The sequence below is a fragment of the Streptomyces sp. NPDC090022 genome (genome assembly GCF_044748145.1).
Lineage (GTDB): Bacteria > Actinomycetota > Actinomycetes > Streptomycetales > Streptomycetaceae > Streptomyces.
Genome location: NZ_JBIVFN010000001.1, coordinates 655,995 through 675,090, shown reverse-complemented (window position 1 = coordinate 675,090; position 19,096 = coordinate 655,995). Strand labels below are relative to the sequence as shown.

Below are 19,096 nucleotides of genomic sequence, written 5' to 3'. Positions count from 1 at the left end.
CCGGCGCGGCGCACGGTGGTACGTCGTCGGGCGCACGGGCGGGGACCCGCGGCCACGTTGGGCCGAACGGGTGAGGGCGTGGCCCGGCGGGCCCGGCGGTGCGTCAGGCTGGGGGTGTGCTGCTGCGCCGTGCCCTGCCCCTGACCCTGGCCGCCCTGCTCGCCACCGCCGGGTGCGTCACCGTCGGCCCGCGCCCGGAGCGGGACGACGCTCGCCGGCTCGGCCCGGCCGCGGCACGCTCGGCCCCGCCCTCGACGGGACCGCCGGTGATCCCGCTCGGCCGGCTCCCGGAACCGGACGGTGCCGACGGCGTGAACGGACCGAACGGACCGGCCGGTCCGCCCGCGGGGGCGGCGGCCGAGGCGGCGGACGCGTTCCATGACCCGGCGGGGGCGCGGGAGCCGGCGGGCACGGTCGGCGGAGACCGCCCGCCGATGCCGGACGGCGCCCGCCGGAGCGCGGTGGAGCAGCCCCGTGAGGCGCGGCCGCCGCGCCGGACGGGCCGGCTCCCGGCCCCGGCCCGGAGCCGGGGGGCCGCCCTCCCGCACCGGCCGACGCACCCGCGGCACCGGCCGGGAGCGGCGTACGGGGCGGGGCCGGGGTACGGGGCGGGGCCGGGGCACCGCTCCGAGCTGCGGCCACCGGCGCAGCCTGCGCTGCCGTCCGACATGGCCGGCCTGTGCGCGGTGGCACGCGGAACCGTCCCGCCCTCGGTGGTCGATCTCTGCGTGGGCCGTTACGGACGCTGACCATCCGGTCAGGAGCGCGTCCGCCGCCGCGCCCGGAGGATGCGGCTCGGACCCGTGCGCGTCCGGGCGCCTTTCACGCGCCCGGACGCGTCGGCCGGCCGCCGTCCGGGCCGCGGACCGCCACGTTCAGCTCCACCGCGTACCGCTCGTCGACCCAGCCGTCGGGGAACAGGCCGGTGAGCCGGACGCGCTCCTCGGCGAGGAACGCCTCGGTGCCGGGCCGTCCGATGAGGAAGAGGGAGTGCGTGGACAGCTTGGCGAGGTGGGTGTCCACGCTCACCCGCCGCGACCAGCGCAGCAGCCGGGTCGTGAAGTCCAGACCGGGCCGCGGGCGGGTGCGCTCGTTGATGTACCAGCCGGGGCCGAAGCGCTCCTCGATACGGGCCTCCTGGTCGGCGATCCACGCCACGGAGGTGTCCGGGTCGTTCGACCAGACGGCCAGCGCGCCACCCGGCCGCAGCACGCGCAGCACCTCGGGCACGGCCTGGGCGGGATCGGTCCAGTGCCAGGACTGGGCGTACGTCAGGAGGTCCAGTGAGCCGGTGGCGAAGGGCAGCCGGTTGCCGTCGCCGCGGACCACGGGCACCCCGGGGTTGCGGCGCCGGAACTCGGCGGCCATGCCCGCGCCGGGCTCGACGCCGGTGACCCGGGCTCCGCGCGCGTGCAGCAGGGCCGTGGCGATGCCCGTGCCCGCCCCGACGTCGGCGACACGCGCGCCCGCGAGCGGGCGGCCGCAGAGCTCCTCCAGCGCGTCGAGGAGCGCCGGCGGGTACGAGGGCCGGTGGTCGGCGTAGCGGGCGGCGGCGCCGTTGAAGGACCGCGCGCGGGAGGGAGTCGTCATGGCGGCCATGATGCCGGGCGGCCCGGCCGCCGAGGAGGGCGCGCCGGGCCGCCGGGAGTCGTGCACACCGGCCCCGAAGGTCCGGGCTACCAGATCTGGTCGACCCACTCCGGGTGGTCGATGAAGGGGTTGCGGTTGTGCTGGTAGGTGTCGTAGATGACCTGGTTGCGGCGCTGCTCGAAGGCGTCCGGCGGGTCCATCCGGTGCCACTGCTTCAGGACGCTGATCCGGCCGGTCGCGGGCAGTGAGCCGTTGTTGACCCGGTCGTTCATCTCCAGGTTGGCGAAGCCGTCGCCGCCCTCGTAACGCACGGCCATGTACAGCAGCATCCGTGCCACGTCGCCCTTGACCGCGTCCCGGGGCTCGAAGGAGTCCGCGTCGGTGAGGCTGCCCGGGGCCTCGGCGACCGGGCTGCCGCCCCGGTCGAAGTCCTTGTTGCCGCGCGTGCTGTTGACGGTGACGTCCTCGGGACGCAGGTGGTGCAGGTCCGTGCCGGGGCCGGTGGCGGTGCCGAAGTCGCCGTGGCTCTTGGCCCAGACGTGCTCACGGTTCCAGTCGTTGGCGCCGCCGCCGTTGGTGGACTTGGCCTGGGAGCGGCCGGAGTAGACGAGGATGACGTTGTTGCGGTTGGCGGGGTCCTCGTCGGTGACCTTGAGGGCGTTCCAGACCTGGTCGTAGGTGACCTTCGACTGGTTCCTGATGATGCCGTGGAGCGCGGCCTTGAGGGCCGGGCCGGTCTTGCCCTGGGCGGGGGCGTAGTAGTCGGCGACGCCGACGCCCGCCGGCGGGGCGGGCGCGGCTCCCTGCTGGCCGGCAGAGGCGGAGGCCGGTACGAGGAGCAGGGCGGCGGCGGCCGCGGCCGCGAGTGCGGCGGCCCAGGGGGCCGTGCGCGCGAGTCTCATCACGTGGGGGACCTCTCCACACGCACCGCTCCCGCCCGGGGAATTGGCGGGATGTCAGGTGGCAGAGCGAGGCTTGCATTGTCATGCGCCCTACAGGTGAAGACCATGTGTCGCGCACACGGACTTCTCCGGCCGCCCACCCGACCGGCCCAGGCCCTCTTGGCAGCGGGCCGCCCGCCGGGCACCGTATCCGCAGGCCCGTCCGGGCCCGAGGTGCCGAGCAGCCCTACCTGGAGCAGCCCATGGCCGTACAGATCCTCATCGTCACCGGCGACGCCGCGGAGTCACTGGAGGTCCTCTACCCCTACCAGCGCCTGCGCGAGGAGGGGTACGAGGTCCATATCGCGGCCCCCACCGCCAAGAAGCTGCGGTTCGTCGTCCACGACTTCGAGGACGGTTTCGACACGTACACGGAGAAGCCGGGCTACACCTGGCCCGCGGACCTGGCGTTCGCCGAGGTCGACCCCGACCGGTACGCCGCCCTGGTGATCCCCGGCGGCCGGGCGCCGGAGTACCTGCGCAACGATCCCGAGGTACGGCGGATCGTGGCCGCCTTCACCGAGGCCGACAAGCCGATCGCGCAGATCTGCCACGGGCCGCTGATCACGGCCGCGGGCGGCGGGCTGACGGACCGCCGGGTGACGGCGTACCCGGCGCTGGAGGTGGACATGAAGGCGGCGGGCGCGGCCTTCGAGGACGCGGAGACGGTGGTGGACGGCACGCTGGTCTCGGCCCGCGCCTGGCCGGACCACTCCCGGTGGATGCGGGAGTTCCTGACCGTCCTGCGCGGCAAGGCCCCGCTGGCCTGACGCGGCGGACCGGTCAGCGCCGCCGGTAGCCGGCGGCGACGGCGGCCGTGGCGGCCAGGACCGCCACGGCCGCGACCCGCAGGGCCGCACCCATGGCCGAGGTGAACTCGGCGGCCCGGGCCGGGTCCAGGAAGGTGCCGTGCGTCCGCGAGGCGAGCACGGTGCCGACCACGGCCACCCCGAGGGCCGCACCGATCTCGCGGGCCGCGGTGTTGATGCCGGAACCCAGACCGGCCTGGTGCGCGGGGAGTTCGGAGACGACGGACAGCGTCAGCGCGGGGGAGCACAGGCCCGTACCGGTCGAAAGGACCAGCAGGTACAGCGCGTAGACGGGGTAGGGCGTGGCCGCGCCGGCGGTCGAGACCAGGAGCAGGCCGACGCCGATGCAGGCCAGCCCCGTGGTCACGGGGAGCCGGGGGCCGAAACGGTCCTGCAGGCGGGCCCCGTACCGCGGGACCACGGCCATGCCGACGGTCAGCGGGACGATCGCGAGTCCGGTCAGGGCCGGCGAGAAGCCCTTGACGTACTGCAGGTACTGGGCGTTGACGAAGAAGAGGGCGAAGAGGCCGAAGAACGCGGCCGCGATCCCCAGGGCACCGGCGCGCAGCCGCGCCGAGGCGAAGAGCCGCGGGTCGAACAGCGGACGGGCCGCGCGCAGGCCACGGCGCACGAAGAGGGCGAGCAGGACCGCGCCCGCCCCGAAGGACAGCAGCACCTGCGCCGAACCCCAACCGTACGAGGGCCCCTCGATGATGCCGTGGACGAGCGCGAACAGCGCGCCGGTCAGCAGCGCGGCGCCGGCCGGGTCCACGGAGGCCTCGGGGCGGCGCGGGATCCGCGGGATCAGGCGGACGGCGGCGAGGGCGAGCAGCGCGGCGAGGGGGACCACGGCCCAGAACAGTGCCCGCCAGGTCAGGTACTCCCCCGCCAGGCCGCCTCCGACGTTGCCCGCCAGGCCCCCGAGGCCGGCGGCGAGCGTCCAGGTGGCCAGGGCCCGGCCGCGGTGCTCGGGCGGGCTCAGGTGGACCAGGATGGACATGGTGGCCGGCATGATCAGTGCGGCGCCCGCGCCGCAGACCCCGCGGCCCGCGATGAGCACGGCGGGCGAGCCGGCTGCGGCGCTGAGACCCGCGCCCGCCGCGAAGAGCGCGAGGCCCGCGAGGAGCGCACCCTTGCGCCCGTAGCGGTCGCCGAGGGCTCCGGCGGGTATCAGCAGCGCGGCGAAGGCGATGACGTAGGCGTCGACCGCCCACAGCAGTTCGGACGCCGTCGGGTGCAGGGCCGAGGCGGCGAGCTGCGGCACGAGCAGGTTCACCGCGGCCACCATGCCCTGGGCGACGAGGACGCAGGCGCACAGGACGAGCAGGGCCGAGCGGGCCACGTCGCCGGGACCGGGCGGATCCGGCGGGGCGGCTGCCGCGGGGCCGGGGGCGGGACCGGGTGCGGGGATCGGGGCATGACGGGGCACGGCTCCTCCTCGGAGCGGGTCGGGGCGAGGGGCGAAGGGCGAGGGACCCGGCGTACGCGCACGGGCCGCTTCCTCGTTCCCTCACCGTAGAGTTGGGACGTCATGCTTTCCAGTGCAAGTTCCGCAAGGGATGAATGCGTGTGACGCAATCCAGGCTCGACCTGAACCTGCTGGTCGCCCTCGACGTCCTGCTGGAGGAGCAGAGCGTCTCCCGCGCCGCCGCGCGCCTGCACCTGTCCGAGCCGGCCATGAGCCGCACCCTGGGCCGCATCCGCGCGGCGCTCGGCGACCCCGTGCTCGTGCGGGCGGGCCGGAGCATGGTGGCGACCCCGCACGCGCTGGCGGTGCGCGGCGAGGTGCGGGAGGTCGTGGAGCGGGCGCGGGCGGTGTTCCTGTCCGGGGGCGAGGTGGACCTGCGCACGCTGTCCCGGACGTTCACCGTGCTGGCGCACGACGCGGTCGTGGCGGCCTACGGGGCGGCGCTGTTCACCCGGGTGTCCCGGGAGGCGCCCGGGGTACGGCTGCGGTTCCTGGCCGAGGGCCATGTGGACGTCCCGGCGCTGCGGGAGGGCACGGCCGACCTCGAGCTCGGGGTGGTGGACGCCCGTGTCCCCGAAGTACGGGTGGAGCACGTGCTCGACGAACGGATGCTCGGGGTCGCGCGGGCGGGCCATCCGCTGCTGCGCGGGAGGCCGACCGCGCGACGCTTCGCGGCGGCGGAGCACCTGATCGTCTCGCGGCGCGGCCGCCTGGAGGGCCCGGTGGACACGGCGCTGGCGGAGCTGGGGCTGACGCGGCGGGTCGTGGGGTCGGTGGGGTCCTTCCCGGCGTCGCTGTTCCTGCTGCGGGACGCGGACCTGGTGGGGCTGATCACCTCGCAGGCCGTACCGCTGGCCGAGTCCCTGGGGCTGGTCTGCTTCGAGGTGCCGCTGACGCTGCCGCCGCTGCCGTTCGGGCTGGCCTGGCACCCGCGCCACGACGCCGACCCCGCGCACGCGTGGCTGCGGGCGTGCGCGAAGGAGCTGATGCTGGACGGTCACCGGCCGGCGCGCTGACCTGCGGCCCGCGGCGAGGGGTCCGCAGCCCGTACGGGGGCTGCGGGTTCGTGCGGGGAGCGGTCGCTCATGCGGTACGGGGGGTGCGGATTCATCCGGGTGGCGGTATCGGCGGGCGGATCGTGGGTGGGCTCTGCGTTGCGTCGTTGTGGGGCGCGGGCCGGGTGGGGGCCCGTTCATCGGCGCGCCGGGTGTGGCGGGCGGACGTAGCGTCGCTCGTGCCGTCGGTCGCCCGCCCGGTGACCGGTGGCACGAGCGGATCCCCTTGCACGAGAGGCCCTGTGCCATGCCCGAAGACGTGCCTGTGGCGGAGTTGCTGAGGATCGAGAAGGGCTGCGCGGACCCGGAGGAACTGGCCGCGATAGCCGTCGTCGTCGCGTGTCTGGTGGGACGGGCGTCCCGGGCCGCTGCCGCGGCCGTCCCCGCCGTCACCCTGTCCGCCCGGCCGCACCGCCCCGGCGGGGCGCGCCTGACCTCCTGCTGGGCCGGGTGCTGGACATGCCGATGAGTCCCGCCGCCCCCCGCGGGGCGGCGGGACTCCCGCACGTCGCTCAGGCGCGGCGCAGCAGCGAGGTCATCACCTCGGTCAGCGTCCGGCCCGGGTCCTTCTCGGCGCCCGGCGAGCGCCAGGCGACGAAGCCGTCCGGGCGGACGAGCACCGCGCCCCGGTCCGTGATGCCGTGGGCCTCGGCCCAGTCGGTGTCGGGCTCGGGCACCAGGTCGGCGTCCGGGCCGGCGCCGACGGTGACGGCTTCGAGCCGTACACCGAGCCGGTCGGCGACGGCCGACGCGGACGAGCGCCACGGCGTACCGGCGGCGCTGAGCAGCACGAACGCCCGCTCGTAGAGGTCGAGCGTCGAGATCCGCTCGCCGTCGCGCTCCATCCACAGGTGCGGGGCGCGGGTGCCGGGTTCACCCGTCAGGTGCAGTTCGGCGGGGACGACCGGCCGCTTCTGGTCGGCGCCGACGACGGCGCCCTGCGGGTAGCCGTACGCCATGGCGGTGGCGAGGACGCCGCCCCCGGGCGGGCCGAGGGCGACCGGCGGCGCGTAACCGGGGTGGCTGTGCTCGGCCGAACGGGCGGAGGCGCGCTCGCTGGTGGCGATGGCGACCGGCAGCCGCTCCTCCTCGTAGGTGTCGAGGAGGTCCATGCCCGCCGTGCCCTCCAGGACCGCGGCGATCTTCCAGGCGAGGTTGTGGCCGTCCTGGATGCCGGTGTTGGAGCCGAACGCGCCGGTGGGGCTCATCTCGTGGGCGGCGTCGCCGGCGAGGAAGACCCGGCCGACGCGGTACTTCTGCGCCACCCGTTCGGCCGCGTGCCAGGGTGCGCGGCCCAGGATCTCGACGTCGAGGTCGGGGGCGCCGATGGAGCGCCGGATGTGGTCGATGCAGCGCTCGTCGGTGAAGTCCTCCATGGTCTCGCCCGTCTCGGGGTGCCAGGGGGCGTGGAAGACCCAGTGCTGCTGGTTGTCGACGGGCAGCAGGGCCCCGTCGGCGCCGGGGCGCATCAGGTAGCAGACGATGAAGTTGAGGTCGCCGAGGACCGCGCGCATGCCATGCGAGCGGAAGGTGACGCTCACGTTGTGGAAGAGCTCGCCGCTGCCGGTCTGCGGGATGCGCAGGGCTTCCCGGACGGGGCTGCGGGGGCCGTCGCAGCCGATCAGGAAGTCCGCCCGTACGGTGCGGTGCTCACCCGTCTGCCGGTCCTTGACCAGCGCCGTCACTCCCGTGGCGTCCTGGTCGAAGCTCATCAGCTCGGTGCCGAAACGGATGTCGGCGCCCTGCCGGGCGCTCTGCTCGGTGAGCACGGGCTCGATGTTGTTCTGGCTGCACAGGCACCAGCCGGTGGGGCTCACGTCGGCCAGTGCGCCGCGCCGGGCGATCTCCTTGACCAGCCACTTCTGTGGGGATCCGTCGGTCAGCGACTCGGTCTGCAGGATGCCCTGGCTGTCCTTGAGCGCCGCGGCGGCCTTGCGGATGGCCGGTTCCGCCCGGGCCGTACGGAACAGCTCCATCGTCCGGGCGTTGATGCCGCGTCCGCGCGGGTGGATCGACGTCTCGGAGTGCTTCTCGACCAGCATGTGCCTGATGCCGTGACGGCTCAGGAAGAGCGAGGTCGACAGGCCCACGAGTGAACCGCCCACGATGAGGACCGGTACGCGTTCCGCTGCGTTCTCTTCCATCGACTGGGGTGCTCCTGTTCCTGAGGGGGGATCGGATCTTCTATGCCCCCGCAGGCGCCGCCCGCACGGCCATTCACCCGCACAGCGGGTGTCCCGGACGGCGTGCGGTCACCCGCTTGATCCGCATATCTCGCGCTTTCGTTCGGTGTGGGATGCGATGAGTGACACCGATGCCCCGATGAGCACCGGTCGCTCGTGTCCCGTGTGAGGAGACAAAGATGACAACCACCCTTCCCGATCGGGTGTCGCAGTCGGCTTTCGACGGCTCCATGCTCCGGGTCGTCTTCCTCGTCGATCTCCACGAGGGGACGCAGCAGGAGTTCTTCGACGCGTACGACCGGATGCGCCACGAGGTGGCCTCCGTGCCCGGACACATCAGCGACCAGCTGTGCCAGTCCTTCGAGAACCCCTCTCAGTGGCTGATCACGAGCGAGTGGGAGAGCGCGCCGCACTACTTCGCCTGGGTCAACAGCGACGAGCACATCGAGCAGGTCCGCCCGCTGAGCGTGTGCATGCGCAGCAACAAGGCGCTGAAGTACACCGTGCTGCGCGAGACCGGCCGCCCCTCCGCCAAGCAGCTGCAGTCGGCGCCGCGGCTGGGCAGCGGCATCGTGCGGCACGCCCTGACGTTCACGGTCAAGCCGGGCAGCGAGGAGCGGGTCAGGGAACTGCTGGCGGGGTACGCCTCCCCCAAGGCGCGCGTCGACGCGCACACCCGGCTGGCCCGCACCACCCTGTTCATGCACGGCAACCGCGTGGTGCGCACGGTGGAGATCGAAGGCGATCTGATGGCGGCTCTGCGCCACGTGGCGATGCAGCCCGAGGTGCGGGCGGTCGAGGAGGCGATCAACCCCCACCTGGAGCAGGACCGCAACCTCGACGACCCCGAGTCGGCCCGCGTGTTCTTCATGAAGGCGGCGCTCCCCGCGGTGCACCACATCGCCGCGCGGGGGGCGGACTCCGCCGGGGTGACCCGGCACGCCCTCTACTACCCGGCCAAGCCCGGCTGCGGGACCGCCGTCGCCCGGTTCCTGGCCCGCCAGGACGAGCTGGCGGCCCAGGACCCGGCGAGCCCGGTCCGCTCGAGCTGTCTCTTCCAGCGCGACGACGTCGTCGTGCGGCTGATCGATGTCAGCGGACCGCTCGAGGGCGTCGAGCCCGACCTGGCCTTCGGGATCCGCGGCCGGCGCAAGGCCGCGGTGCTGGCCCGCCTGCTGGACGTCCCGGCGATGGAGAAGGCCAGCAGCCTCCTCGACCGCCAGACGATGACGCTGGTCACCGACCGGCGGGCGCCGGCGGAGCACTGACCGCGGCTCACCTCCCCCGCGCGCACCACCTCCCCTCCCGCACGATCTCCCCCGCACGCACGTACCACCTCCCGCACGCGAGCCCTCCCGCCCGCGGACCTGCCAGGAAACCCCACCCGATCCGAAGGGACACAGCCGTGACCGGATACGGCCCACGCATCGTGGACCTCAGCGACACCCAGCCCAACCGCAAGCGCGGCGGCGACCTGCGAGCCATGCTGACGCCGACGTCGGTCGGCGCCACCAGCGGCTTCATGGGCGTGGCCACCATCGAGCCCGGCGAGTTCATCAGCGAGCACTACCACCCGTACTCCGAGGAGTTCGTGTTCGTGACCGCCGGCCGCCTCGAGGTCGACCTGGACGGCGAGCCGCATCCCCTGCGCGCCGACCAGGGCCTGCTGGTGCCCGTCAACGTCCGGCACCGCTTCCGCTGCGTCGGCGACACCGCCGCCCGGATCGTCTTCCATCTGGGCCCCCTGGCGCCCCGGCCCGAGCTCGGACACGTGGACACCGAGGCGTACCCGCACGGTCTGGGCGACGACGACGGCCGGCCCGTCTTCCCCGTCGGGACGGCGCCGTGAGGCGGCGGGTGGTGGTCACCGGGATCGGCGTGGTCGCTCCCGGTGGAATAGGCGCGCCGGCCTTCTGGGATCTGCTGGCCAACGGCCGTACGGCCACCCGGGGCATCACCTTGTTCGACCCGACCGGCTTCCGCTCCCGGATAGCCGCCGAGGTCGACTTCGACCCCGCCGAGCACGGTCTGACCGACGAGGACACCGCACGGGCGGACCGCTACATCCAGTTCGCGCTGGTCGCGGCCCGGGAGGCGGTACGGCAGGCCGGGCTGCGCACCGACGACGAGGCCTCCTGGCGAACCGGGGTGTCCATGGGCACCGCGGTGGGCGGCACCACCCGGCTGGAGCACGACTACGTCGCGGTGAGCCGTACCGGCGCGCGCTGGGACGTGGACCCCGCCCGTGCGGGCGCGCACCTCCAGCGGGCGTTCACCCCGGCCACCCTGGCCAGCGCGGTGGCGGAGCTGACCGGTGCGCGCGGGGCCGTCCAGACGGTCTCGACGGGCTGCACCTCCGGTCTGGACGCGGTCGGGTACGCCTTCCACTCCATCGAGGAGGGGCGGCTCGACGTGTGCGTGGCCGGCGCCTCCGACTCCCCGATATCCCCGATCACGGTGGCCTGCTTCGACGCCATCAAGGCCACCTCCCCCAACAACGACGACCCGGCCCACGCCTCCCGCCCCTTCGACGCGAACCGTGACGGTTTCGTGCTCGGCGAGGGCAGCGCCGTCCTGGTGCTGGAGGAGCTGGAGCACGCCAGGGCGCGGGGCGCGGACATCCTCTGCGAGATCAGCGGATACGCGACCTTCGGCAACGCCCACCACATGACGGGGCTGACCACGGAGGGCCTGGAGATGGCCCGCGCGATCGAGGTCGCGCTCGGCCAGGCCGGCCTGGACGCCACCGAGATCGACTACGTCAACGCCCACGGATCGGGCACCAAGCAGAACGACCGGCACGAGACGGCCGCCGTCAAGCGGGTCCTCGGCGAGCACGCGTACCGCACGCCGATGACCTCCATCAAGTCGATGGTGGGCCACTCGCTGGGCGCGATCGGCGCCATAGAGCTGGCGGCCTGCGTCCTGGCGATGACCCGCCAGGTCGTGCCGCCCACCGCCAACTACGAGACCCCCGACCCCGAGTGCGACCTGGACTACGTACCGAAGACCGCCCGCAGCCGCGAGCTGCGCAGCATCCTCTCGGTCGGCAGCGGCTTCGGCGGCTTCCAGTCCGCCGTCGTGATGACCGACGCCCAAGGGACCCTGTCATGAGGGACGAATCCGCGAGCACCACCCACTCCCCGCGCCGGGCCGTGATCACCGGAATCGGTGTGGTCGCGCCCAACGGCACCGGCGCCGAAGCCTTCTGGAAGGCGACCCAGTCGGGCCTGTCCGTGCTGGACCATGTCACCCGCGAGGGCTGCGAGGACCTCCCGCTGCGGGTCGCGGGCGAGGTACGGGGCTTCGACGCGGGCGCGGTGATCGAGGAGCGGTACGTCGTCCAGACCGACCGGTTCTCGCACTTCGCCCTGGCCGCCGCCGACCTCGCCCTGGACCACGCCCGGTTCGGCAGGTCCGAGTGGGAGGCGGACCCGTTCTCGGTCGGAGTGGTCACCGCAGCCGGTTCGGGCGGCGGCGAGTTCGGCCAGCGGGAGCTCCAACGGTTGTGGTCCCAGGGACCGAAGTACGTCGGCCCGTACCAGTCGATCGCCTGGTTCTACGCGGCGAGCACCGGGCAGATCTCCATCCGGCACGGGTTCAAGGGCCCGTGCGGGGTGGTCGCCGGTGACGAGGCGGGCGGCCTGGACGCCTTCGCGTACGCCGGGCGGGCCGTGCGGCACGGCAGTGCGGCGGTCCTGGTCGGCGCCACGGAGGCGCCGCTCGCGCCGTACTCGATCGCCTGCCAGCTCGGGTACGAGGACCTGAGCACCCGTACGGAGCCGGAGCGCGCCTACCGGCCCTTCACCTCGGACGCCTGCGGGTTCTCGCCGGGCGAGGGCGGCGCGATGTTCGTCGTCGAGGACGAGGAGGCCGCCCGCCGCCGCGGCGCGCCCGTCCGGGCGCTGATCGCCGGGCACGCCGCGACCTTCACCGGGCCGCGGGAGTGGGAGCGGTCGGCGGACGGTCTCGCGCACGCCATCCGCGGGGCGCTGGCGGAAGCCGGCTGCGCCCCGCAGGAGGTGGACGTGGTGTTCGCCGACGCGCTGGGCACCCCGGTGGCGGACGCCGCCGAGGCCCGCGCCATCGCCGAGGCCCTGGGCGCGCACGGGCTCAAGGTCCCGGTGACCGCGCCCAAGACCGGGACCGGGCGGGCGTACTGCGCGGCATCCGTGCTGGACACGGCGGCCGCGGTGCTGGCCCTGGAGCACGGCGTGGTGCCGCCCACGCCGAACGTCTTCGACGTGTGCCACGAGCTCGACGTGGTCACCGGCAGTGCCCGGCCGGCCGAACTCCGGACGGCACTGGTGCTGAGCCGGGGCCTGATGGGCTCCAACGCGGCACTCGTCGTACGCAAGGCCTCCGCGGAGCCGTCCGCGTAGGGGACTCGTAGGAAGAGAGGAAGAGTCGATGTCAGACCGACTGACGATCGAAGAGCTGGCCACCCTGATGAAGTCCGGTGCCGGCATCACCGTCGACCCCGCCGAGATGGCGAGCCGACCCGACACCCGCTTCGACGACTACGGCCTCGATTCCCTGGGGCTGCTGGGCATCGTCGGCGAGCTGGAGAACCGCCGGGGCCGCTCGCTGCCGACGGACGCCGACCGCTGCAAGACCCCCCGCGAGTTCCTCGACCTCGTCAACAACAGCCTGATGACAGGAGCCTGAGCAATGCCCGGACACACCGACAACGAGATCACCGTCAGCGCACCGGTCGACGTGGTGTGGGAGATGACCAACGACCTCCCCAACTGGCCGCGCCTGTTCAGCGAGTACGCCACCGTCGACATCCTCGCCGAGGAGGGCGACACGACGCGGTTCCGCCTGACCATGCACCCCGACGAGAACGGGACGGTGTGGAGCTGGGTCTCGGAGCGGACCACCGACCGCAAGGGTCTCGAGGTGCGTGCGCGGCGGGTCGAGACCGGCCCCTTCGCGTACATGAACATCCGGTGGCACTACGCGCCGGTGCCGGGCGGGACGAAGATGCGCTGGGTGCAGGACTTCGAGATGAAGCCGGACGCCCCGGTCGACGACCACGGCATGACCCAGCACATCAACCGCAACTCCAAGATCCAGATGGAGCTCATCCGCGACAAGATCGAAGCGCACGTCGGCCAGTGACGCCGCGCCGCACCCGACCCGAAGGACACACCTCAATGCATCGAGCCCTCATCGTCGCCCGGATGGCGCCGGGATCGGCGCCGGACATCGCGGAGCTGTTCGCGGCCTCGGACGAAGGGGAACTCCCCCACGTCGTCGGGGTGACCGGACGCAGCCTCTTCCAGTTCGGGGAGCTGTACTTCCATCTGATCGAGTCGGACCGGCCGACGGAGGCACAGGTCGCCAAGGCGGCCGCGCACCCTGAGTTCCAGGAGCTCAGCCGCCGGCTCCAGTCGTACGTCAGCGCGCACGACCCCACGACGTGGCGCAGTCCGAAGGACGCGATGGCGACCGAGTTCTACCGCTGGGAGCGCTCCGCCACCGGGTGAGGGCGGCGGTCGCACGACCATCCCGGCGCGCGCAACGGGCCCTCCCGCGAGGGCCCGTTGCGCTGTGCCGGGCGTGGCGTCTGGTTGACTCGGCGCCATGCTGACGATCGGATCGGTGGTGCTGGGGGTGTCGGACGTGCCGCGCGCGGTCGCGTTCTGGACGCGGGCCCTGGGGTACGAGCCGCGCGAGGCGGTGAACGAGCGCTGGGTGGTGCTGCGGCCGGCGGCCGGGGCGGGGCCCGGTGTACAGGTGGCGCTGGGCCGCAGCGAGTCGCCGGCGCAGGAGCGGCCGCGGGTCCACCTGGACCTGTACGCCGAGGACGCGGCCGACCAGGAGGCCGAGGTCGAGCGGCTGGTCGGGCTGGGGGCCCGCCGGGTCGACTGGGAGCTGTACCCGCCGGAGGCGGACTTCGTGGTCCTGGCCGACCCCGACGGGAACCGTTTCTGCGTGATCGACACCAGCCGCGGGGGCTGAGGCGGCTGGGGCGGCTGGGGCGGCTGGCGCTACGGCTCGCGCAGCAGGTCGGCGTACCGGTCGAGGTCGACGTTGCCGCCGGTGACGATCACCCCGATCCGGCGGCCGCGCAGGTCCTCGGCGCGGGCGCGGGCGGCGGCCAGTCCCAGGCAGCCGGTGGGTTCGACGACCAGCTTCAGGTACGTCGCGAAGGCGCGCATCTCGGCGGCCAGCTCGTCGTCGGTCGCGGTCAGGACGATGGGCCGCTCGCGGCGCAGGATCGCGAAGGGCAGCTCGCCCACGTGCTGGGTCTGGGCACCGTCCGCGATGGTCTTGGGGGTGTCGATGTGCACGATCCGGCCCTCTTCCAGGGAGCGCCGTACGTCGTCGCCGGCCTCCGGCTCGACGCCGTGGAGCACGCAGTCGGGAGCGAGGGCGCGGGCGGCGAGCAGGCTGCCGGAGAGCAGTCCGCCGCCGCCGAGCGGGACGAACAGCGCGTCGAGGGGGCCGGCTTCCTCGAAGAGCTCCTTGGCCGCCGTACCCTGCCCGGCGAGGACGTCCGGGTGGTCGTACGACGGTACGAGGGTGAGTCCGTGCTCCTCGGCCAGGGCCCGGCCGATGGCCTCGCGGTCCTCGGTGTAGCGGTCGTAGCGGACGATCCGGCCGCCGTAGCCGCGGGTGGCGGCGACCTTGGCGGCGGGGGCGTCGTGCGGCATGACGATGGTGGCGGGGATGCCGAGCAGCCGGGCGGCCAGCGCGACGGCCTGGGCGTGGTTGCCGGAGGAGAAGGCGACCACGCCTGCCGCGCGCTGGCCGGGGGTGAACCGGGACAGCGCGTTGAAGGCGCCGCGGAACTTGAAGGCGCCGGCCCGCTGGAGGTTCTCGCACTTGAACAGCACGCGGGCGCCGAGCTGTTCGTCGATGATCCGGGAACTGAGGACGGGGGTCCGGTGGGCGTGCCCGGCGATCCGCCGGGCGGCGGCCACGACGTCGTCGTAGGTGGGGACGGGACGGCCGTCTGTAAGGTGCTCTGTCACAGGACGGTCCTTTCCATATTCGGTCCGCCCCAACCTCCCGCGCCCGTCAGTCCAGTTCGTAGTCGAAGGTGTAGGCGACCGGCGTCTCACCGTGGCGGTAGGTGAAGGTCCCGGTGCCCCGCAGGCCCGCGAGCTCGCCGGTACCGCTGCCGGGCACCACCTCGAAGGTGCAGGTGAGGGGGGCATCCGGGCCGAAGGAGCCGCGTTCCTCGGCGACGAAGCTCCCCTTGCGGCCGTCGAGGCTGCCGGTGAACACCTCCGCGCCGGTGAAGTGGCCCGCGTCCGCGGTGAGGTAGGCGGTGGTGTACGCACAGGCCGTGGCGGCCGCCTCGATGCCGCCGGTGAAGGTGTTGACGACCGAGGCGCGGGTCAGGCGCGGGTGCGCGCCCTCGGGGGTCAGGGCGCTCTCCTCCCAGTCGGCGAAGGTGAAGTGGCCCGAGGTGCGGGTGGACATGGGGATCCTTCCGGTCGTGGTGGCGGGGCCGCGCGGGGCGTCTCCCGTACGGCGGCCGCGCGGGATGTCTCCCGTACGGCGGCCGCGCGGGGCGTCTCCCGTACGGCGTGCGCACCAGCCTGCGGGCCGTACCTGACACCTTCTGTCAGGTACGCGGGCCACAATGGGGGCCATGCGCGCCGACCGGCTCCTCTCCCTGCTCCTGCTGCTCCAGAACCGCGGCCGGATGACCGCGCCCGAACTCGCGGCGGAGCTGGAGGTGTCGGTCCGCACGGTCTACCGGGACATCGAGTCGCTGGGGGCGTCGGGCGTGCCGGTGCTGGCCGACCGGGGGCCGGCGGGCGGCTACCGGCTGATGGACGGCTACCGCACCCGGCTCACGGGCCTGACGGACGCCGAGGCGGACTCGCTGTTCCTGCTGGGGGCGCCGGGGCCGGCCCGGGACCTGGGGCTGGGGGCGGTACTGGCCACGGCCCGGCTGAAGGTGCTCGCGGCGCTGCCGGCCGGGCTCGCGGAGCGCTCGCGTCTGGTGGAGGACCGCTTCCACCTGGACGCGCCCGCCTGGTTCCGGGACGCCGACCCGGTGCCGCACCTGGCGGCGGTGGCGCGGGCGGTGTGGGAACAGCGGGTGCTGCGGGCGCACTACCGGCGCTGGAGCGGCGAGGTGCACCGGGAGCTGCGGCCGCTGGGGCTCGTCCTGAAGAGCGGCATCTGGTACCTGGTCGCGCAGGCGGGGTCGGACCCGGCGGGCGTGCGGACCTACCGCGTCTCGCGGCTGCTGGACGTCGAGCCGACCGGCGAGGTCTTCGAACGGCCGGAGGGCTTCGGGCTGGTGACGTACTGGGAGGAGCAGGCGCGGAGGCTGGAGAGCCGGCTGCACCAGCAGACGGCACGGCTGCGGCTGTCGCCGCGGGGCGTGAAGCTGCTGCCGATGCAGTTCGGGGCGGCGGGCTCCCGCGCCGTGGCGGCCGCGGGCCCGCCTGACGCGGAGGGCTGGGTGGAGGTCGACCTCCCCGTCGAGTCCGAGGCGATCGCGGTCGGCGATCTGCTCCGCCTCGGCCCGGAGGCCGAGGTCCTGGGCCCCGCCCCGCTGCGCGAGGCCCTGTCCGGCACGGTGGAGGTACTGGCGCGGCGGTACGCACGCGGGGCCGGCGCACGCACGGAAGCCGGGTGGCGCAATTCAGTCGATCATGGTTGCGCCAACTCCTAGGCTCGGGCGCATGGATGACATCAGTGGCATGAGCGGCATGAGTGGCACACGTGGTGCGAGCAGCACGAGTGGCCAGGGCGACGTCACCGGTACCGGCGGGCGGTCGCGGCGCCGCGTGCTGAAGGCGGCCGTGGCCGGAGCCGGTGCGGTCGCCGCGGTGGGGGCCGGCGCCTCCGCCGCGCACGCGGACGGGCGGCGGCGCGGCGCGCCCACGTTCGTCCTCGTCCACGGTTCCGGCAGCAACTCCTTCGGCTGGGCGCCCCTGCTGGGCGAGCTGGGCCTGCGCGGCCACCGCACGGTCGCGGTCGATCTGCCCGGGCACGGGTACGACGCCTATTTCCCCGTCTCCTACCAGGCGCCCCAGGACCTGGAGCGGCTGCGCACCGAACCGTCCCCGATCTCCCGGGTCACGCTCGCGGACTGCGCGGCGCGCGTCGTCGAGGCGGTGCGGCGGGCGCACCGCAACGGCCCGGTGGTGCTCGTGGGCCAGAGCCTGGGCGGAGCGACGGTGAACGCGGTCGCCAACCAGGTGCCCGGGCTGCTGGCCCACCTGGTGTACATGTCGGCGTTCTGTCCGACCCAGCACACCTCGGTGCAGGAGCTGATGATGACCCCGGAGGCACGCACCAGTGCCCTCTTCCGGTTCCCGCCCTTCCCGACCGCGCCGGAGCTGGGTGTCAACCGGGTCAACTGGCGTTCGAACGACCCGGCCCTGTTCGCCGCCGCCAAGGAAGCCCTGGCGGCCGACTGGTCCGACGCGGAGGTGCGGGCGCTGCTCAACATCCTCGAGCCGGACGAGTCGGCGGCCCTCGGCACCAGCGACGCCCGGGGCCTGCCGGCGACGTGGGGCCGGGTGCCGCGCACGTTCATACGGCTCACCGAGGACCGGGCGATCCCGCTGGCCGTGCAGGACCTGATGATCCGCGCGGCGGACGAGACGACCCCGCGCAACCGGTTCCGCGTACGGTCGCTGGCCGCGCCGCACATCGGTCCGCGCGACCCGCGGCTGATGGCGGACGAGCTGGAGCTCGTCGCCCGGCTGTGCCGCTGAGCACCGCCGAGCCCGGCTGACGTACCCGGCTGACGTACCCGGCCGGCGGACCGGATCGGCGGACCGGATCGGCGGACCGGACCGCCGTACCGGACCGACGTGCCGGACGCCCGTCGGCGTGGTCGGATGGACCTCTACGTCCGTCCGACCGGGGTACGGGCCACCCGGCCCGTTCGCCCAGACGAGGAGCCCCCGCATGGCTGGGCAGTTCGAGGCAAGCGTCGTGATCGACCGGCCGGTGGAGCAGGTCTTCGCCTATCTGGCCGACGGCCGCAACGATCCGCAGTTCAGCCCGCGCGTCCAGCGGATCGAGCGGGTGCCGGACACCCCGACGGCCGTCGGCACGGTCTTCCGCAGCACCGTGAAGGACGCCGGGATGAAGACGGCCCGGGAGTTCCGGATCACCGAGTTCGACGCGCCGCGGCGCATGCGCTGGACCGAGGTCAGCAAGAACCTCGTCACCGCCGACGGCGGTTACGACCTGGAGCCGCTGTCCGGCGGCCGGACCCAGGTGCGGATCTTCAACACGCTCACCGGCCACGGCCTCGGCAAGCTGCTGGTGGGCCTGGCGCTCGGCGCCGCCCGCAAGGACGCCCCGGCCTTCGGGCAGCGGATCAAGGCGGCCGTCGAGGCCGCCTGACGGGCCGGTACGACAATGGGTACATGGGGCAGGGGACCCGCGGAACACCGCGGATCCCCTGCCCCATGGCGTCTTGCCGCGCACGTCAGTCGCGGACGAACAGCACGACCACGAAGCCCACCACGACGCCCAGCAGCAGCGCCGCCGGGGCGTACCAGGGCCGCGGGGTGCGCAGGTACGGCAGGAAGCGGTCCACGGCGTACCGGCCGGGCCCGGTGAGGATGATGCCCACCACGGCCGCGGTGAGCAGGAGCTCGTACTCCACGCCCTTCGGGCCGGTGAAGGCCTCCAGGCCCTTGACCCCGAGGATGTTGATCAGGGTGCCGAGGAGCACGGCGCCGGCGAGCGGGGTGAGCAGACCGAGCGCGAGGCCGAGGCCGCCGAAGGTCTCGGACAGACCGGCGATGACGGCCATGGCCTCCCCGGAGGGGTATCCGGCCATCTCGAAGAACTTTCCGGTGCCGCTGATACCGCCGCCGTCGAACCAGCCGAAGAGCTTCTGCACGCCGTGCACGGCCATGGTCAGGCCCACGGCCACACGGATGATGAGCAGGCCGAGGTCGTACGAGGCGGAGTAGCCCGCCGACAGGGAGTCGCGGGAGGGCGTGACGGACAGGGCGGGAGAGGTCATGGGGGTGGATCTCTCTGGTGGGGGACGTGGAACGGGGTGGAGCCGGGTGCCGGGTGGCGCTGATGTTTCGAATTCGAACTA

22 protein-coding genes are annotated in these 19,096 nt (G+C 73.8%); 15 read left to right on the top strand and 7 right to left on the bottom strand.

Going from position 1 to position 19,096, the window contains the following annotated elements; all coding sequences use genetic code 11:
• Positions 1-116 precede the first annotated feature (116 nt).
• Entirely contained in the window at positions 117-749 is a 633-nt protein-coding gene (locus ACIPXB_RS03015; RefSeq protein WP_401443730.1) for a hypothetical protein, read from the top strand.
• Positions 750-822: 73 nt separating this feature from the next.
• On the opposite strand, the gene ACIPXB_RS03010 is transcribed toward ACIPXB_RS03015, so the two are convergent.
• The gene (locus ACIPXB_RS03010) at positions 823-1,590 is read right to left on the bottom strand and encodes a class I SAM-dependent methyltransferase (protein ID WP_401443728.1); all 768 of its coding nucleotides are present in this window, start codon (positions 1,588-1,590) and stop codon (positions 823-825) included.
• An 86-nt stretch (positions 1,591-1,676) separates the two neighbouring features.
• Positions 1,677-2,492: an endonuclease I family protein gene (locus ACIPXB_RS03005; protein ID WP_401444409.1), complete on the bottom strand. Its 816-nt coding sequence runs from the start codon at positions 2,490-2,492 to the stop codon at positions 1,677-1,679.
• Between the two features lie 242 nt (positions 2,493-2,734).
• On the opposite strand from ACIPXB_RS03005, the gene ACIPXB_RS03000 reads away from it, so the two are divergent.
• Positions 2,735-3,301 (top strand): DJ-1/PfpI family protein, encoded by a 567-nt coding sequence (locus ACIPXB_RS03000; RefSeq protein ID WP_401443725.1) that lies wholly within the window; start codon positions 2,735-2,737, stop codon positions 3,299-3,301.
• Between the two features lie 13 nt (positions 3,302-3,314).
• On the opposite strand, the gene ACIPXB_RS02995 is transcribed toward ACIPXB_RS03000, so the two are convergent.
• A complete protein-coding gene (locus tag ACIPXB_RS02995; RefSeq protein WP_401443723.1) occupies positions 3,315-4,769 on the bottom strand; it encodes an MFS transporter in 1,455 nt (484 codons plus the stop codon).
• 134 nt (positions 4,770-4,903) lie between these two features.
• On the opposite strand from ACIPXB_RS02995, the gene ACIPXB_RS02990 reads away from it, so the two are divergent.
• Both ACIPXB_RS02990 and ACIPXB_RS02985 read left to right on the top strand, forming a co-directional pair.
• Positions 4,904-5,824, top strand: coding sequence for a LysR family transcriptional regulator (locus ACIPXB_RS02990; protein ID WP_401443721.1), 921 nt, complete (start codon positions 4,904-4,906; stop codon positions 5,822-5,824).
• A gap of 286 nt (positions 5,825-6,110) precedes the next feature.
• The gene (locus ACIPXB_RS02985) at positions 6,111-6,332 is read left to right on the top strand and encodes an acyl-CoA carboxylase epsilon subunit (RefSeq protein WP_401443719.1); all 222 of its coding nucleotides are present in this window, start codon (positions 6,111-6,113) and stop codon (positions 6,330-6,332) included.
• Positions 6,333-6,375: 43 nt separating this feature from the next.
• Here ACIPXB_RS02985 and ACIPXB_RS02980 read toward each other — a convergent pair whose 3' ends face one another.
• On the bottom strand, positions 6,376-8,007 hold the full coding sequence (locus tag ACIPXB_RS02980; protein WP_401443717.1) for an FAD-dependent oxidoreductase: 1,632 nt from the start codon (positions 8,005-8,007) through the stop codon (positions 6,376-6,378).
• 218 nt (positions 8,008-8,225) lie between these two features.
• Between ACIPXB_RS02980 and ACIPXB_RS02975 the strand changes: the two genes are divergently transcribed.
• From ACIPXB_RS02975 to ACIPXB_RS02940, 8 genes are all read left to right on the top strand, one after another.
• Positions 8,226-9,314: a SchA/CurD-like domain-containing protein gene (locus ACIPXB_RS02975; RefSeq protein WP_401443715.1), complete on the top strand. Its 1,089-nt coding sequence runs from the start codon at positions 8,226-8,228 to the stop codon at positions 9,312-9,314.
• A 137-nt stretch (positions 9,315-9,451) separates the two neighbouring features.
• Positions 9,452-9,895, top strand: a complete 444-nt coding sequence (locus ACIPXB_RS02970; RefSeq protein ID WP_401443712.1) for a cupin domain-containing protein — start codon at positions 9,452-9,454, stop codon at positions 9,893-9,895.
• A complete protein-coding gene (locus ACIPXB_RS02965) occupies positions 9,892-11,160 on the top strand; it encodes a beta-ketoacyl-[acyl-carrier-protein] synthase family protein (RefSeq protein WP_401443709.1) in 1,269 nt (422 codons plus the stop codon). The genes ACIPXB_RS02970 and ACIPXB_RS02965 overlap by 4 nt, the downstream gene beginning before the upstream one ends.
• Positions 11,157-12,428: a beta-ketoacyl synthase N-terminal-like domain-containing protein gene (locus tag ACIPXB_RS02960; RefSeq protein WP_401443706.1), complete on the top strand. Its 1,272-nt coding sequence runs from the start codon at positions 11,157-11,159 to the stop codon at positions 12,426-12,428. The genes ACIPXB_RS02965 and ACIPXB_RS02960 overlap by 4 nt, the downstream gene beginning before the upstream one ends.
• A 28-nt stretch (positions 12,429-12,456) precedes the next feature.
• On the top strand, positions 12,457-12,714 hold the full coding sequence (locus ACIPXB_RS02955; protein ID WP_401443704.1) for an acyl carrier protein: 258 nt from the start codon (positions 12,457-12,459) through the stop codon (positions 12,712-12,714).
• A 3-nt stretch (positions 12,715-12,717) separates the two neighbouring features.
• Positions 12,718-13,170: an SRPBCC family protein gene (locus ACIPXB_RS02950; protein ID WP_401443702.1), complete on the top strand. Its 453-nt coding sequence runs from the start codon at positions 12,718-12,720 to the stop codon at positions 13,168-13,170.
• A gap of 35 nt (positions 13,171-13,205) precedes the next feature.
• Positions 13,206-13,538, top strand: coding sequence for a TcmI family type II polyketide cyclase (locus tag ACIPXB_RS02945; protein WP_401443700.1), 333 nt, complete (start codon positions 13,206-13,208; stop codon positions 13,536-13,538).
• A 97-nt stretch (positions 13,539-13,635) separates the two neighbouring features.
• A complete protein-coding gene (locus ACIPXB_RS02940; protein ID WP_401443697.1) occupies positions 13,636-14,013 on the top strand; it encodes a VOC family protein in 378 nt (125 codons plus the stop codon).
• Positions 14,014-14,042: 29 nt separating this feature from the next.
• Here the strand turns inward: ACIPXB_RS02940 and ACIPXB_RS02935 are convergent, their stop codons facing one another.
• Together ACIPXB_RS02935 and ACIPXB_RS02930 are read right to left on the bottom strand one after the other, a co-directional pair.
• Entirely contained in the window at positions 14,043-15,029 is a 987-nt protein-coding gene (locus tag ACIPXB_RS02935; protein ID WP_401443694.1) for a threo-3-hydroxy-L-aspartate ammonia-lyase, read from the bottom strand.
• A gap of 46 nt (positions 15,030-15,075) precedes the next feature.
• Positions 15,076-15,483: a DUF3224 domain-containing protein gene (locus ACIPXB_RS02930; protein WP_401443692.1), complete on the bottom strand. Its 408-nt coding sequence runs from the start codon at positions 15,481-15,483 to the stop codon at positions 15,076-15,078.
• Positions 15,484-15,655: 172 nt separating this feature from the next.
• On the opposite strand from ACIPXB_RS02930, the gene ACIPXB_RS02925 reads away from it, so the two are divergent.
• The 3 genes from ACIPXB_RS02925 (at position 15,656) to ACIPXB_RS02915 (ending at position 18,384) form a co-directional block, all read left to right on the top strand.
• Positions 15,656-16,693 carry a helix-turn-helix transcriptional regulator gene (locus ACIPXB_RS02925; RefSeq protein WP_401443689.1) on the top strand — a complete coding sequence of 346 codons (1,038 nt, stop codon included), beginning with the start codon at positions 15,656-15,658 and terminating at the stop codon, positions 16,691-16,693.
• Positions 16,694-16,730: 37 nt separating this feature from the next.
• The gene (locus tag ACIPXB_RS02920) at positions 16,731-17,744 is read left to right on the top strand and encodes an alpha/beta fold hydrolase (protein ID WP_401443687.1); all 1,014 of its coding nucleotides are present in this window, start codon (positions 16,731-16,733) and stop codon (positions 17,742-17,744) included.
• Between the two features lie 196 nt (positions 17,745-17,940).
• On the top strand, positions 17,941-18,384 hold the full coding sequence (locus tag ACIPXB_RS02915; protein ID WP_401443685.1) for an SRPBCC family protein: 444 nt from the start codon (positions 17,941-17,943) through the stop codon (positions 18,382-18,384).
• Between the two features lie 85 nt (positions 18,385-18,469).
• On the opposite strand, the gene ACIPXB_RS02910 is transcribed toward ACIPXB_RS02915, so the two are convergent.
• Entirely contained in the window at positions 18,470-19,015 is a 546-nt protein-coding gene (locus ACIPXB_RS02910) for a DoxX family protein (protein WP_401443683.1), read from the bottom strand.
• Between the last annotated feature and the right edge of the window lie 81 nt (positions 19,016-19,096).

Excerpts from the sequence above, each read along its gene's own strand:
- ACIPXB_RS03010 (WP_401443728.1), bottom strand. The coding sequence starts at position 1,590 with ATGACGACTCCCTCCCGCGCGCGGTCCTTCAACGGCGCCGCCGCCCGC.
- ACIPXB_RS03005 (WP_401444409.1), bottom strand. The coding sequence starts at position 2,492 with ATGAGACTCGCGCGCACGGCCCCCTGGGCCGCCGCACTCGCGGCCGCG.
- ACIPXB_RS03000 (WP_401443725.1), top strand. The coding sequence starts at position 2,735 with ATGGCCGTACAGATCCTCATCGTCACCGGCGACGCCGCGGAGTCACTG.
- ACIPXB_RS02990 (WP_401443721.1), top strand. The coding sequence starts at position 4,904 with ATGCGTGTGACGCAATCCAGGCTCGACCTGAACCTGCTGGTCGCCCTC.
- ACIPXB_RS02985 (WP_401443719.1), top strand. The coding sequence starts at position 6,111 with ATGCCCGAAGACGTGCCTGTGGCGGAGTTGCTGAGGATCGAGAAGGGC.
- ACIPXB_RS02980 (WP_401443717.1), bottom strand. The coding sequence starts at position 8,007 with ATGGAAGAGAACGCAGCGGAACGCGTACCGGTCCTCATCGTGGGCGGT.
- ACIPXB_RS02975 (WP_401443715.1), top strand. The coding sequence starts at position 8,226 with ATGACAACCACCCTTCCCGATCGGGTGTCGCAGTCGGCTTTCGACGGC.
- ACIPXB_RS02960 (WP_401443706.1), top strand. The coding sequence starts at position 11,157 with ATGAGGGACGAATCCGCGAGCACCACCCACTCCCCGCGCCGGGCCGTG.
- ACIPXB_RS02955 (WP_401443704.1), top strand. The coding sequence starts at position 12,457 with ATGTCAGACCGACTGACGATCGAAGAGCTGGCCACCCTGATGAAGTCC.
- ACIPXB_RS02950 (WP_401443702.1), top strand. The coding sequence starts at position 12,718 with ATGCCCGGACACACCGACAACGAGATCACCGTCAGCGCACCGGTCGAC.
- ACIPXB_RS02945 (WP_401443700.1), top strand. The coding sequence starts at position 13,206 with ATGCATCGAGCCCTCATCGTCGCCCGGATGGCGCCGGGATCGGCGCCG.
- ACIPXB_RS02940 (WP_401443697.1), top strand. The coding sequence starts at position 13,636 with ATGCTGACGATCGGATCGGTGGTGCTGGGGGTGTCGGACGTGCCGCGC.
- ACIPXB_RS02930 (WP_401443692.1), bottom strand. The coding sequence starts at position 15,483 with ATGTCCACCCGCACCTCGGGCCACTTCACCTTCGCCGACTGGGAGGAG.
- ACIPXB_RS02925 (WP_401443689.1), top strand. The coding sequence starts at position 15,656 with ATGCGCGCCGACCGGCTCCTCTCCCTGCTCCTGCTGCTCCAGAACCGC.
- ACIPXB_RS02920 (WP_401443687.1), top strand. The coding sequence starts at position 16,731 with ATGAGTGGCACACGTGGTGCGAGCAGCACGAGTGGCCAGGGCGACGTC.
- ACIPXB_RS02915 (WP_401443685.1), top strand. The coding sequence starts at position 17,941 with ATGGCTGGGCAGTTCGAGGCAAGCGTCGTGATCGACCGGCCGGTGGAG.
- ACIPXB_RS02910 (WP_401443683.1), bottom strand. The coding sequence starts at position 19,015 with ATGACCTCTCCCGCCCTGTCCGTCACGCCCTCCCGCGACTCCCTGTCG.